The organism is Sanguibacter suarezii NBRC 16159, assembly GCF_001552735.1.
Lineage (GTDB): Bacteria > Actinomycetota > Actinomycetes > Actinomycetales > Cellulomonadaceae > Sanguibacter > Sanguibacter suarezii.
Genome location: NZ_BCRT01000001.1, coordinates 19,495 through 33,095 on the forward strand (window position 1 = coordinate 19,495; position 13,601 = coordinate 33,095).

The window sequence follows — 13,601 nt, forward strand, 5'->3', positions numbered from 1 at the left end:
GGCTCAGACCGTGGCGTCGAAGGAGCTCGCCTCACGGTCCAGCAGCATCGCGTACGCCCCGCCGGCCGCTAGCAGCTCGGCGTGGGTGCCCTGCTCCACCACGCGCCCGGCGTCGAGCACGACGAAGAGGTCGGCGTCGGCGATGGTGGCCAGGCGGTGCGCCACGACGATGACGGTGCGCCCGGCCCCGGCCTCACGCACGCCGGCGAGCACTCGCGCCTCGGCCGCGGCGTCCAGGTGGGAGGTGGCCTCGTCCAGGACGAGCACCGGGGCGTCGCGCAGCAGCGCGCGGGCGACCGCGAGCCGTTGCCGCTGGCCGCCGGAGAGGCGTTCGCCCATCTCCCCGACCACCGTGGCGAGGCCGTCGGGCAGGGCCTCGATCACCTCGTCGAGGGCGGCGCGCCGGCACGCGGTCGCGATGTCCTCGGCGCTGGCGTCGGGCCGCGCCATCCGCAGGTTCTCCTCGATCGTGGTGTTGAACAGGTACGGGCGCTGCTGGGCGACGGTGACCGTGGCCCGCAGGTCCTCCAGGGCGAGGTCGCGCACGTCGGTCCCGTCCAGGCGCAGCGCGCCGGAGTCGGTGTCCCAGCACCGCACGAGCAGCGAGGACAGCGTCGACTTCCCCGAGCCGGACGCGCCCACCAGGGCGGTGGTGGTGCCAGGGGCTGCGGTGAAGGAGACGCCGCGGACGGCGGGCTCCGAGCGGGCGCCGGCGGCGTCGGCCCCGACCGGGTAGGTGAAGGTGACGTCCTCGACGGCGACGGTGGGCGCCGTGCGCGGCGCCGGGACCGGGCGGGCGGGCTCGGGCACGACCGGGGCGGCGTCGGTGACCTCGAAGATGCGCCGGGCCGAGGCGTAGGCCTGCTCGAGGTCAGCGGCGAAGTCCTCGACCGCGAGCACCGGACCGAAGGCACCGGCGGTGATCGCCAGCACGACGGCGGCGGTCTGCCAGGTCATGGTCGCGGCGTCGACCATCGAGGAGACCAGGGCGAGCTCGGCGACCAGGGCGAGGGCCACCAGGACGGTGTTCGCCCCGCGGCGCAGCGCGATCCATCCCCCGATGCCGCGCAGCGAGCGGGCGGCGCGCGCGTCGAGCTCGGCGAGCTCGCGCTGGCGGGCGTCCTCGTGGTTGAAGGCGAGCACCTCGCGCACGCCCTGGACGGTGTCGGTGACGTGCTGGGCGACGTCGCCCCGGGCGGCACGCAGGGTGGTCGACGCGCGCGCGGTCGCCGCGCGCCCCCACCACGGGACGACGACGCCGACGGCGAGCAGGAAGGGCGCCAGCACCGCCGCCACCGCCGGGCTCACGGCGATCGCGAGGTAGCCCAGGGTCAGCACGGGCACCACGAGGGCCGTGGTGGCTGGGACGAGGGTGTGGGCGAAGAACACCTCGACCCGGTCGACGTCCTTGGTCACCCGGGACAGCAGGTCACCGGTGCGCCGGCCCTCGACCGCGGCCGGTGCCTGAGGCTCGAGCCGGTCGTAGAAGAAGATGCGCAGCAGCGCCAGGGCGTGGAAGGCGACGTAGTGCCCCGCGAGCTGCTCAAGGTACCGGCACACGCCCTTGACCAGGGACAGCACCACCATGATGACGATCACCGCACCGACCGGCGCGGCGCCGGGGGTCCCGGTGCGGTCGGCCACCACCGCACCGACTCCCCACGCCGCCACGGCCAGCAGCGCGATCCCGATGAGGAGGGCGAGGGTGCGGAAGATCGCGGAGACCACGAGCGGGGCCAGGACGGGCCGGCCGACGTCGAGCAGCCGGCGGCGCACGGCCGCACGGGTGAGCGGGGTGGCGGGCTGGGCGGGCGGCTGAGTGGCGGGCTGGGCACCCGGCTGGGCGGCGGGCTGCGTGGTGGGCTGAGTGGCGGGTTGGGCACCCGGCTGGGCGGCGGGCTGCGTGGTGGGCTGCGTGGTCATCGGATCGTCCCGTCGGTCAGCGTGAGCACCCGGTCAGCGCCAGCGATGGTCGCCGGGCGGTGCGAGATCATCAGGACGGTGCGGCCGGCCCCGAGGCGGTCCAGCGTGGCCAGGATCGCGCGCTCGGAGGCGAGGTCCACCTGGGAGGTCGGCTCGTCGAGCACGAGCACCGGGGCGTCCTTGAGGTAGGCGCGGGCGATGGCCAGGCGCTGGGCCTGCCCGCCCGAGAGCGACAGCCCGCGCTCCCCCACCGCGGTGTCCAGGCCCGCGGGCAGCCCCCGGACCACCTCCGCCAGGTCCGCGTCGGCGAGGGCCTGCCAGCAGTCGGCGTCGCTGGCGCCGGGCGCCAGCGACGAGCAGGTTGTCCCGCAGCGTGCCGGTGAACAAGAAGGTGTGCTGGGCGACGACGGCCACGTGCTCACGCACCCAGGCGGCCGGGACGTCACGCAGGTCGTGACCACCGAGGGTGACGCGGCCTGCGCTGGGGCGCAGGGCGGTCTGCAGCAGCGACCCGGCGGTCGTCTTGCCGGAGCCGCTGGCGCCGACCAGGGCCACCTTCTCCCCCGGCGCCACCTCGAAGGACACGTCCCGCAGGACCGGCGGTCCGTCGGGGTAGGCGAAGGCGACGCCGTCGAAGACGATCCCAGCCGTCTCCGGCGCGGGCGGTGCCACGACCCCGGGGGCGTCGACCACGGCGGGTTCCTCGGCCTGCAGCCGACGGATCTCACGGACCGAGGCCATGCCGCCCATGCCGATGTAGAAGAACTGCCCGATCCTGTCCAGCGGCTCGAGCAGCAGGGTGGAGAGCAGCACGAGGGCGAGGGCCTCACCGGGCGTGATCGCGCCGTCGGCCAGGCGGTTCATCGCCAGCACGGCCGCGCCGGTGATCATGGCGAGGGAGAACACGGAGTCCACGACGAGCAGCACCACCTGGTTGCCGGCGAGCATCCGCATGACGTGCTTGCGCACATCCTCGGCGGCCTCGGCGAGGGTGGCGCCCATGCGTTCCCCGGCGCCGAGCAGGCGCAGGGTGGTCAGCCCCTGGAAGGCCTCCAGGAACCGGGCCGAGAGCAGCCGGGAGCTAGCCCGGTAGCGCTGGCTGACGGACCGGAATGCCCGCTGGAACCCGCCGACGGCGAGCGGGATGGCGGGCACAGCCGCGAGCAGCCACAACGCCGAGAGAGGGTCGATGGTGATCGCCACGACCGCGAGCACCACGACCGGGACGGTCATGGAGGCGATCATCGGGCCGATGAACGTGCCCCGGTACGCCGCGGCGCGCTCGACGCCGTCGGTCGCGGTGGACACGATCCGACCGGCACGCTCCCGGGTGCGCTCAGCCACCCCCAGCGCCAGCACCTGCCCGACGACGCCCCGGCGCAGGGTGCGCTCCTCGCGCGCCTGCTCGTGGGCACCGAGGGTGGGGACGGCCCACGCGGCGACCCCGGCGGCCAGCGCCAGCAGCACGAGCAGCAGGATCGGTGGCCCGTCCCCGCCCAGCACGTCGTCCATGGAACGCCCCACCACGAGGAACACCACGGCGAGGAGGAGGGACGAGGCCCAGGAGAGCGCGACGGCTCGTGCACGGTTCACGCTGCGACGCTATCGCGAGGATTGTGAGGCGACCTTTACCGAAGGTCCTAGGTTTCTGACGGACCATCAGATACGAGACGACCATCAGTCACCTCGTTCGGGCGTCCGAGAAGGTGCGTCAGCCTGCGCTGCGGGGCCTGAGACGACGACGGGCTCCCGGCACAGGTGCCGGGAGCCCGTCGATCTGTCCTGTGGTCAGCCCAGGATCGGGTGCAGGATGTAGTACATGAGCGCGGCGACCGCGGCCGAGGCCGGGATCGTCAGGATCCACGCGATGCCGATGTTCTTGGCCACGCCCCAGCGCACCGCGGACAGGCGCTTGGTCGCGCCCACACCCATGATCGCCGAGGTGATCGTGTGCGTGGTGGAGACCGGAGCGTGCAGCACGAAGGCGTTGACGTAGAGGACCACCGCGGAGACCGTCTCGGCGACAAAACCGCGCGCCGGGTCGAGCTCGATGATCTTGCGTCCCAGGGTGCGCATGATCCGCCAGCCACCGGCGTAGGTGCCGAGCGAGATCGCAGCCGCCGCAGCGAGCTTGACCCACAGCGGGATGCCCTCGTCCTTGTTGGCCCAGCCGACGGTGAGCAGCGCCATGAAGATGACACCCATCGTCTTCTGCGCGTCCTGGAGACCGTGCCCCAGGGCCATCGCCGCGGCCGAGGCCGTCTGGGCGACCCGGAACCGGCGGGTGGTCTTGGACGGGGAGGCGCTCTTGAAGATCCAGAGCACGCCGACCATCACCACGAAGGCGAGACCGAAGCCGACGAGCGGGGAGAAGATCATCGGCAGGACGACCTTGTCGACGATCGCCGTGCCGTAGATGGCCAGGTTGGCCGCGAGACCAGCACCGACCAGGCCACCGATGAGGGCGTGCGTGGACGAGGACGGCAGACCGAACCACCAGGTGATGAGGTTCCACGTGATCGCACCGACCAGCGCAGCAACCACCACCACGAGCGATGTATGAGCGGGAGCGTCTTGCAGGTCGACGATCGAGGTGGCGATCGTCTCGGCCACCTCCGTCCCCAGCAGGGCTCCGACGAAGTTCATGACCGCTGCCATGAGCAGCGCGGCTCGCGGCGTCAGGGCCCGGGTCGAGACCGACGTCGCGATCGCGTTGGCCGCATCATGAAATCCGTTGGTGTAGTCGAAGCTCAGTGCGAGCGCGACAACAAGAATGACGAGCGCGACCTCCACCGGGCTCAGGACTCCTTGAGCGCGATGGTCTCGACCATGTTCGCCACGGTCTCGAAGGCGTCCGCTGCGAACTCGAGGGTCTCGACGACCTCTTTGAGCTTCATCAGGTGGATCGGGTCGGTGATCTCGTCGAACATCTGGGCGAGAAGCTTGCGGTGGATCTTGTCGGCCTGGTTCTCCAGGCTGTTGACCTCGACCCAGTACTCGGTGAGGTCACCCATCGAGCGCAGGTGCGGCATGGCCTCGGCGGTGAGCTCAGCGCAGCGCTGGAGCACCTGGATCTGGTCGGAGACCCGGGCGGGCAGCTCGTCGAGCTTGTAGAGCACGATCAGGTCACCCGCTTCCTCCATGTAGTCCATGCAGTCGTCGAGCGCCGATGCCAAACCGGAGATGTCGTCCCGGTCGAAGGGGGTCACGAAGGTCTGGTTCAGGCGTCGCATGATGGAGTGCGTCGCGTCGTCGGCGGCGTGCTCGGTGTCGGCGAGCTTCTTGGCGAGGACTTTACGTCCGGCTCGATCGGCTCCGAGGAGCTCGCTGAGCAGGTTCGCGCCGGTCACGAGGTGACCGGCCGAGTCGGCCAGAAGGTCGAAGAAAGAGGTATCGCGCGGGGTGAGGCGCAGGCGCACAGCAGACTCCGGTTGGGGGGAAGCGATGTTGACTGACAGTGAGAGATACAGAGCAGCAAACAGGAGTGATCGACTGATCGTTAACAGAGTAGGGCAGCCCTTTGGTGAACACACAACTCCGGGGGTGTCGCACAGTGGAATTCACAGTGAACACATGGCATCGGGTATACCACGTCCGGACGTGCCACCACTGGGCCGTACAGACCATGCCGTACGCATCGTGGTGACCGCGCAGAGCTAAGACCATCGCAGGCGCTCGGGGAGTCGGGTGAACAAGAGAGGACGCCGGACCACGCAGCGCCTGACGGCGCGAAGGCCGCTCGTGGCGGCTTTAGGTGGAGCCCGGGGCTACGGTGGCCCGACGTCGAGATCTACTTTACGCGGCCTGCGCCCTTCGATGAAACCCCCTGGTAGATCAGTCGAGACGGTGGGCCCGCCACAGGTTCGCGGCGTGCTCGAGCTCCTCCGCCGTGCGCACCAACGACGCCGCGCCGCGCGTCATCTGCGTTGCGTGACCGGCATCGACCACGTCGACGTAGTCGGCGTCGAAGGCGGCACCGACCGCCAGCACGCGGCAGAAGGCCGCGCCCCGCTCGAGGGCCACGGCGAGGTCTCCTGCGAACACCCCGGAGAGCACGGCGTCGGCGACGTCACGCACGTCGTCCGGGCCGGTGGGGGTCACCACGCCGGCCACCACCTCGTGCACCGGCACGGCCGCCACCCCCAGGCGGAACCGTTCGGCGATCGTGGCGGGGTCCCGGCGCACCCACTCGCGCAGCACGTACAGCCGCCACAGCGCACCGGGCAGGGTATCGGCTGAGCTGTCCGCCCACAGCCCGGCGACGACGTCCAGCCCTTCGTCCTCGACGAGGCGGACGAGGCGTTCGACCACCTCAGGGTCCTCGCTGGCCCGGGCGCGGTGCACGATCGCCGCCGCTGTGGTGTGCGCAATCTCACCCCGCAGCGCCGGGTCCAGCTCGCCGGGGATCTCGTCCGCCTCGCGCGGGCCCAACATCGCAGGTCGGCGCGGGTGACGCGGCCTTCCGTGCTGGTCGGAGCCGGATGCGGAAGGACTGGACGCGCCGAAGAAGTCACTCATCATTACAGTGTGGAGGACCGGGTGCCTCAGGCGCCATTAGTGTGTGTGAGGCAAAAATCCCGGCGCCTCGTGTTTGACGACGCGGGCCCGCAACGATCGTCCGGAGGCGGAAGATGACCGAATCAGCGGAAACACCGACCGACCCATCACAGACTCAAGCCATACGTTCAGCCAACCGCAAGGCGATCGGACTGTCTGTCTCGGCCGCGGTCGGAGGCTTCCTCTTCGGCTTCGACAGCTCGGTGATCAACGGCGCCGTCGACGCGATCGAGGACGACTTCGCCCTCAGTGCCACGGTCACCGGTTTTGCCGTCGCCGTCGCCCTCCTCGGCTGCGCGCTGGGTGCCTGGTACGCCGGCCGCCTCGCTGACCGGTGGGGACGCCCCCGCGTCATGCTCGTCGGCGCGATCATGTTCCTCGTCTCCTCGCTCGGCTCCGGCTTCGCCTTCGCGGTGTGGGACCTGATCCTGTGGCGCGTCGTCGGCGGCATCGGCATCGGTATCGCCTCGGTCATCACCCCGGCGTACATCGCCGAGATCTCCCCGACGGCGATCCGCGGCCGGCTGGCCTCGCTGCAGCAGCTGGCGATCACCATCGGTATCTTCGCCGCGCTGCTCTCCGACCAGCTCTTCGCCACCACCGCCGGCTCGGTCGAGTCCGGCACCCCGATCGCCATGGGCGACTCCCTCTTCGGCCTCGAGGCCTGGCGGTGGATGTTCCTCGTCGCGGTGATCCCGTCCGCGATCTACGCCTGGGTGGCGCTGTCCGTCCCGGAGTCGCCTCGGTACCTCGTGGCCAAGGGCAAGATCGATGAGGCTCGAACAGTCCTGCGGTCTGTGCTGGGCCCGGTCGACGTGGACGCCAAGGTCACCCAGATCGAGGACACCGTCGCGCGTGACGCCAAGCTGACCAAGCAGGCCTCGCTGCGCGGACCACGCTTCGGCCTGCTGCCCATCGTGTGGGTCGGCATCCTGCTCTCGGTGTTCCAGCAGTTCGTCGGGATCAACGTCATCTTCTACTACTCCACGACGCTGTGGCGCTCGGTCGGCTTCGACGACTCTGACTCCTTCACCGTCTCGACGATCACCGCGATCACGAACGTGGTGGTGACCTTCGTGGCCATCGCGCTGGTGGACAAGATCGGCCGCAAGCCCCTGCTGCTCGCCGGCTCGGCCGGCATGACCGTCTCCCTCGGGATGATGGCTCTGGCCTTCACCCAGGCCACCGGGTCGGGCGACAACGTCACCCTCCCCTCTCCGTGGGGCACGGTCGCCCTCATCGCGGCCAACGTGTTCGTCATCTCCTTCGGCGCGTCCTGGGGCCCGGTCGTGTGGGTCCTGCTCGGCGAGATGTTCCCCAACCGGATCCGTGCCTCCGCCCTGGCGCTGGCCGCTGCGGCGCAGTGGATCGCGAACTTCGCCATCACGGTCTCCTTCCCGCCCATGGCCGAGGGACTCGGGCTCTCCTGGGTCTACGCGATGTACGGCACCTTCGCGTTGCTGTCCTTCGTCTTCGTGGCCTTCAAGGTCAAGGAGACTCGCAACCGCGACCTCGAGGACATGGAAGAGACCGCTCCGAAGCGTTCCTGACCTGCATCACCGCACTGCCCACGGCGCCCACCCTGTCTCTGGACACGGTGGGCGCCGTCGTGTCCGGGGCCGGTCGGTCGCTGTGCGGGCGCGGTGAGGGCGTCTTCCCTCACACCATTTAATGGTTGCAGACTGCAAGCAAGTGATTAAACTAGAACGGTTGAAAGGAAGACCCTTGGTCATCACCACCCCTGCCGTCCACGACATCCTCCGCGCCTTCGAGGAGTTCGGCCGCGCCCAGCGTGAGATCAGCTCGCGGCTGACCCGCAGCCTCGATCTGCCGCGGGCGAGCATCGGCCTGCTGCGCTACCTCAACGCCCACGGCCCGGTGCAGATCGGCTGCGCCGCTCAGCACTTCCGGGTCGACCTGTCGGTCACGAGCCGGCAGGTGAGCGCCCTCGTCGACGCAGGGCTCGCTGCACGCGACGTCGATCACGACGACCGCCGCGCCCGCACGGTCATGCTGACCGACGAGGGACGCGAGAAGGTCGCCCAGCTCGGCAAGGCGGTCGAGTCGATGATGGCGGAGATCTTCGAAGGATGGGACCCGGACGAGCTCCGGCTCGCCACAGCTCACATGACAGCGATCGCGCAGACGATCGCAGAACATCCGGGCGAGCAGGCGCACGGCGCCCACACCAAAGAACCTAAGGAACTCGCATGACCAAAGCCACTAAAGCACCTGATCACATACCTGATACCGCATCCGCCCACGTCGCCGGTGAACCTGCTGAGATGACCCACCGGGAAGTGATGGTGGCGCTCTCGGGGATCCTCCTGGGAATGTTCGTCTCCATCCTGGCGACCTCGGTCGTCTCCTCCTCGCTCCCCAAGATCATCTCCGACCTCCAGGGCACGCAGTCCGCCTTCACGTGGGTGGTCACCGCGACCCTCCTCACCACGACGATCAGCACGCCCATCTGGGGCAAGCTCTCTGACATCGTCAACCGCAAGACGCTCATCCAGATCGCCCTCGTCATCACGGTGATCTCCGCGGCAGCCGCCGGGTTCGCCCAGAGCTCGGGCACGCTCATCCTCTTCCGCGCCTTCCAGGGCATCGGCGCCGGTGGCCTGACGGCGCTGGCCACCGTGCTCATCGCGGACATCATCTCCCCGCGTGAGCGCGGCAAGTACATGGGCCTCATGGGCGGGATCATGGCAGTGGGCATGGTCGGCGGCCCGCTCCTCGGTGGCGCGCTGACCGACACGGTCGGGTGGCGCTGGAACTTCTTCGTCGGCGTCCCCTTCGCGATCGCCGCGATCATCGTCCTGCAGCGCACCCTCCACCTGCCGGCCATGCCGCGGGTGAGCGCCCGCCTGGACTACTGGGGCGCGCTGCTCATCGCCGTGGGGATCTCCGGACTGCTCCTGTGGATCACCTTCGCCGGGAACAACTTCGACTGGCTCTCCTGGCAGTCCTTCTCGATGGTCATCGGGTCGCTCGTCATCCTCGCGGTGGCCGTGTGGGTGGAGAGCCGCGTCGAGGCGCCGATCATCCCGCTCACGCTGTTCCGCAACCGCACCTTCGTGCTCGCCGTCATCGGGAGCGCGGCTGTGGGTGTCGCCCTGTTCGGAGCCTCGGTCTTCCTCAGCCAGTACATGCAGGTGTCCCGCGGCAAGTCCGCGACCGTCTCCGGCCTGCTGACCATCCCGATGATCGCCGGTAACCTCATCGCCTCGATGGGCGCCGGAGCCCTGATCACCCGGACGGGCCGGTACAAGAAGTTCATGGTCGCCGGTGCCATCTCGCTCGTGGCTGGCCTCGGTCTCATGGGCACCATCGACTACCACACGAACATGGTGGTCATCGGCCTCTACATGTTCATCGTCGGCATCGGCATGGGGATGCTCATGCAGAACCTCATCCTGGCCGCGCAGAACACCCTCGCTCCCTCGGAGATGGGCACGGGAACCTCCGCGATCGCCTTCTTCCGGACCCTCGGTGGTGCGATCGGTGTCTCGGCGCTGGGCGCCATCCTCGGCTCCCGCGTGACCTCCGAGATCACCCACGGCCTACGGGACATGGGCATCGACGGCGGCGCGATCAGCAGCGGCGCCATCCCGGACATCAACACCCTGACCGGCCCGCTCAAGGACCTGGTCGAGATGGCCTACGGGGTCGGGGTCGCTGAGATCTTCCTCATCGCCTCCCCCATCGCCTTCGTGACGCTCATCGCGGTGCTCTTCCTCAAGGAGATCCCGCTGGGCAACAAGTCCGGTGTCCAGGAGCGGCTCGAGGAGCTCGCTCGCACCGAGGCGCTGGCCGCAGAGCAGCTCGCCTACATCGAGCCCGCCACAGCCCTCCTGGGTGACGACGACGCCGACGAGGCCGACGCCGACGACGCGGACGCGCTCGGCAAGGAGACGACACGGTCAGCACGCTGACCTGAGCTCACGCACGACGAAGGCCTGGACCGATTCGTTCCAGGCCTTCGTCGTATGCGCAGCCAGCCTCTAGGAGGCGCCGTCCTCGAAGGTCAGCGAGACCGAGTTCATGCAGAACCGGTCCCCAGTCGGGGTCTGGGGTGCGTCGTCGAACAGGTGGCCCAGGTGCGAGCCGCACTTGGCGCAACGCACCTCGGTGCGCACCATGCCCAGGCTGCGGTCCTCGAGGAGCTCGACGGCGTCGGACTCCTTGGGCGCGTAGAAGCTCGGCCATCCGCAGTGGGAGTCGAACTTGGTGTCGGAGCGGAACAGCTCGTTGCCGCACGCCCGGCAGCGGTAGATGCCGGTGCGCTTCTCGTCGAGCAGCTCCCCCGTCCAGGGGCGCTCGGTGGCCGCGCGACGCAGCACCGCGAACTCCTCCGGGCTGAGCTCTGAGCGCCAGTCCTCTTCGGTCTTGGTCACGTCGTACGTCATCGTCGTCCCTCCGTCGTCGCTGGTCCTGCTCCGTGAGAACACCGAGGCCCGCCGGATGATTCCGGCGGGCCTCGGTGGGTGGTGCTGGGGTACGGGTCGGCGCCCTCAGTCTGAGGGCGCCGTCACCGCGAGGGCGTCTCAGCCCTGGCGGCGACGTCCCTGCGTGCTGGAACGACGCGGGCCGCCGCGACCCTCACCGCTGGGAGCGGAGGAGGCCGGGGAGGACGCCATGCCGGAGCCGGGCGTGGACGTGGAGTACTGCACGGGTGCGCCGCGGCCGGTGCTGCGGCCGCTGCCGCCTGCCCGGCCACCGGCAGCTCCGCGGGAGGCCGGAGCCCCACCGCGGGAGGAGCCCCCGGTCGAGCCGCCGCGCGAGGACGCGGGGCGCTCGGTCAGCGGGGCGCCGGTCGCGGAGACGCCGGAGCGTCCCCCGCGGCCACCGGAGCGGCCACGGCCGCCACCACCGCTGGAGCGCTGCTGCTGCGGCTGCTCGACGACGGGCGCGGGCTTGACGTATGCGGCGACCTCGCCGACCAGGCGCGCGATGGCCTCGTCGCCGGGGACGATCTTGCGGGGCTGGGCATTGATCTTCGCCTGGCGGGTCAGGTCACGCACGTCGCCGCGCTGCTCGGGGAGCATGATCGTGACCACGTCACCGCCGGACCCGGCGCGGGCGGTACGGCCCGAGCGGTGGGTGTAGGCCTTGTGCTCGGCGGGCGGGTCCACGTGCACGACGAGGCTGACCTCGTCGACGTGGATGCCGCGGGCCGCGATGTCCGTGGCCACCAGCACGTTGACCGCGCCGGAGGAGAAGGCGGCGAGGTTGCGCTCACGCGCACCCTGGCCGAGGTTCCCGTGCAGGTCCACCGCGGGGACGCCGTCGGCCGTGAGCTGCTTGGCGAGCTTCTTGGCCTGGTGCTTGGTGCGGGTGAACAGCACGCGCTTGGACGTGCCGGAGGCGAGGGCGTGGATGACGTCGCGCTTGGCGCCGGCGTCGGAGACCTCGAAGATGTGGTGCGTCATCGTGGACACGTGCGACTCGGCGGAGTCGACGGCGTGGCTCGTGGGAGCGTCCATGTAGCGCTTGACCAGCTGGTCCACGCCGTTGTCGAGGGTAGCCGAGAAGAGCAGGCGCTGGCCCTTGGCGGGCGTGCGGTCCATGATGCGCTTCACGCCGGGCAGGAAGCCGAGGTCGGCCATGTGGTCGGCCTCGTCCAGCACGGTGATCTCGACCTCGTCGAGGAAGACCAGCTTCTGGCTGATGAGGTCCTCGAGGCGGCCGGGGCAGGCGATGACGATGTCCACGCCGCCCTGCAGCGCGGTGACCTGGCGGCTCTGGGCCACGCCACCGAAGATCGTGGTGGTCTTGAGACCGACGAGCTTGGCGAGGGGCTCCATGACCGCGTTGATCTGGTTGGCCAGCTCACGGGTGGGGCACAGCACGAGGCCGCGCGGGCGGCTCGGCTTGCGACGACCGGAGGACTGCGCGAGGCGGGTCACGGTCGGCAGCGAGAACGCGAGGGTCTTGCCGGAGCCGGTACGGCCACGGCCGAGCACGTCGCGCCCGGCGAGGGTGTCGGGGAGCGTCGTGGTCTGGATGGGGAAGGGTGCGGTGATCCCGGTGTCAGCGAGGTAGCTGATGATCGGGGCAGGAAGCGCAAAGTCCGTGAACTCCGCTGCGGGTGCCGCTGCGGCAGGGGCTGCCGTGGTGCGGGCCGAGGTGTTCTGGGTACGGGAAGTTGCGGGCGCGCCGGAGCGCTGTGAATTCGTCAAGGGGTGCCTTATCTCTATGCGCCGTCGGGCGATTCCCTCGACGCTCGGCGCGCGTCACTCGCGCTGCCTCTACCCAGTCTCTCATGCCCGAGGAATCGTCCGCATGTTCGAGGGTGTGATCCCCGACTCCCACCCATCTTCCGCACGCCGCCTGCACCGCACCTGACCAGGCGCAACCGGTTCGCGGCTGGATGTGGTCGAATGTCTGTCGTGTCGATCCTCTCCGAGATCTGGTCCCGCGCGACCGAGCAGCTGCCACCGCCTGAGCAGTGGGTCGTGTGGGCCACGGCTGCCGTCGCCTTCGTCGCCGTCCTCAGCCCGCCGTGGCGCCTGACCCGGCACGTGGTGACCATCGCCCACGAGGGTGGGCACGCCGTCGTCGCGCTGCTCACCGGTCGCCGGCTGAGCGGGATCCGGCTGCACTCGGACACCTCCGGGCTGACTGTCTCCTACGGCAAGCCGCGCGGCTTCGGGATGGTGTGCACGGCCTTCGCTGGGTACACGGCGCCCGGCCTGGTGGGCCTGGGGGCGGCGTTCATGCTGCGCCAGGGCTACGGGATCGGGCTGCTGTGGCTGCTCGTTGCCGTGCTGGCGCTCATGCTCCTGCAGATCCGCAACTGGTTCGGGCTGCTCTCGATCCTCGTCAGCGTCCTGGTCCTGGGTGCGGTCTCCTGGTACGCCAGCACCGAGTGGCAGACCGCGGTCGCCTACGTCGTCACGTGGTTCCTGCTGCTGGGCGCCCCGCGCCCGGTCATCGAGCTGCAGGCCTCGCGCCGCGCCGGCAAGGCGCGCAGCTCCGACGCAGACATGCTCGCGAGGCTCACGCCGCTGCCGGGACTGTTCTGGGTCTTCGCCTTCTTCGTCGTGACGGTCGGCGCGCTGGTGCTCGGGTCGTGGTGGATCGGGGCCTGGTCCATCGAGGACCTGCCGCGGTTCTGA

The 13,601-nt window shown here is 70.0% G+C and carries 11 protein-coding genes and 1 pseudogene; 4 read left to right on the forward strand and 8 right to left on the reverse strand.

Annotation, left to right across the window (positions count from 1 at the left end):
- Positions 1-3: 3 nt before the first annotated feature.
- The 6 genes and pseudogenes from cydC to SS2_RS00095 form a co-directional block, all read right to left on the reverse strand.
- Complete coding sequence (gene cydC / locus SS2_RS00075; protein ID WP_083941366.1) at positions 4-1,923, reverse strand: thiol reductant ABC exporter subunit CydC; 1,920 nt, start codon at positions 1,921-1,923, stop codon at positions 4-6.
- Positions 1,920-2,384, reverse strand: coding sequence for an ATP-binding cassette domain-containing protein (locus SS2_RS18190; RefSeq protein ID WP_369405197.1), 465 nt, complete (start codon positions 2,382-2,384; stop codon positions 1,920-1,922). Before SS2_RS18190 ends, cydC begins: the two co-directional genes overlap by 4 nt.
- Positions 2,278-3,516 (reverse strand): annotated as a pseudogene (locus SS2_RS00080) (ABC transporter transmembrane domain-containing protein); the annotation flags it as partial. The gene SS2_RS18190 and the pseudogene SS2_RS00080, both read right to left, overlap by 107 nt.
- A gap of 195 nt (positions 3,517-3,711) precedes the next feature.
- Positions 3,712-4,716, reverse strand: coding sequence for an inorganic phosphate transporter (locus SS2_RS00085; RefSeq protein ID WP_066460158.1), 1,005 nt, complete (start codon positions 4,714-4,716; stop codon positions 3,712-3,714).
- A gap of 5 nt (positions 4,717-4,721) precedes the next feature.
- The gene (locus SS2_RS00090) at positions 4,722-5,342 is read right to left on the reverse strand and encodes a DUF47 domain-containing protein (RefSeq protein WP_066460159.1); all 621 of its coding nucleotides are present in this window, start codon (positions 5,340-5,342) and stop codon (positions 4,722-4,724) included.
- A 415-nt stretch (positions 5,343-5,757) separates the two neighbouring features.
- A complete protein-coding gene (locus SS2_RS00095; protein ID WP_066460161.1) occupies positions 5,758-6,357 on the reverse strand; it encodes a hypothetical protein in 600 nt (199 codons plus the stop codon).
- Positions 6,358-6,554: 197 nt separating this feature from the next.
- On the opposite strand from SS2_RS00095, the gene SS2_RS00100 reads away from it, so the two are divergent.
- The 3 genes from SS2_RS00100 (at position 6,555) to SS2_RS00110 (ending at position 10,415) form a co-directional block, all read left to right on the forward strand.
- Positions 6,555-8,030 carry a sugar porter family MFS transporter gene (locus tag SS2_RS00100; RefSeq protein ID WP_066460163.1) on the forward strand — a complete coding sequence of 492 codons (1,476 nt, stop codon included), beginning with the start codon at positions 6,555-6,557 and terminating at the stop codon, positions 8,028-8,030.
- Between the two features lie 175 nt (positions 8,031-8,205).
- Positions 8,206-8,694 (forward strand): MarR family winged helix-turn-helix transcriptional regulator, encoded by a 489-nt coding sequence (locus SS2_RS00105; RefSeq protein ID WP_066460165.1) that lies wholly within the window; start codon positions 8,206-8,208, stop codon positions 8,692-8,694.
- Positions 8,695-8,765: 71 nt separating this feature from the next.
- On the forward strand, positions 8,766-10,415 hold the full coding sequence (locus SS2_RS00110; protein ID WP_245643231.1) for an MDR family MFS transporter: 1,650 nt from the start codon (positions 8,766-8,768) through the stop codon (positions 10,413-10,415).
- A 69-nt stretch (positions 10,416-10,484) separates the two neighbouring features.
- On the opposite strand, the gene msrB is transcribed toward SS2_RS00110, so the two are convergent.
- Both msrB and SS2_RS00120 read right to left on the reverse strand, forming a co-directional pair.
- Positions 10,485-10,889 carry a peptide-methionine (R)-S-oxide reductase MsrB gene (gene msrB, locus SS2_RS00115; RefSeq protein ID WP_066460168.1) on the reverse strand — a complete coding sequence of 135 codons (405 nt, stop codon included), beginning with the start codon at positions 10,887-10,889 and terminating at the stop codon, positions 10,485-10,487.
- A 138-nt stretch (positions 10,890-11,027) separates the two neighbouring features.
- The gene (locus tag SS2_RS00120; protein ID WP_245643255.1) at positions 11,028-12,533 is read right to left on the reverse strand and encodes a DEAD/DEAH box helicase; all 1,506 of its coding nucleotides are present in this window, start codon (positions 12,531-12,533) and stop codon (positions 11,028-11,030) included.
- A 330-nt stretch (positions 12,534-12,863) separates the two neighbouring features.
- Here SS2_RS00120 and SS2_RS00125 point away from each other — a divergent pair, with 330 nt between their 5' ends.
- Positions 12,864-13,601 carry a M50 family metallopeptidase gene (locus SS2_RS00125; RefSeq protein WP_066460170.1) on the forward strand — a complete coding sequence of 246 codons (738 nt, stop codon included), beginning with the start codon at positions 12,864-12,866 and terminating at the stop codon, positions 13,599-13,601.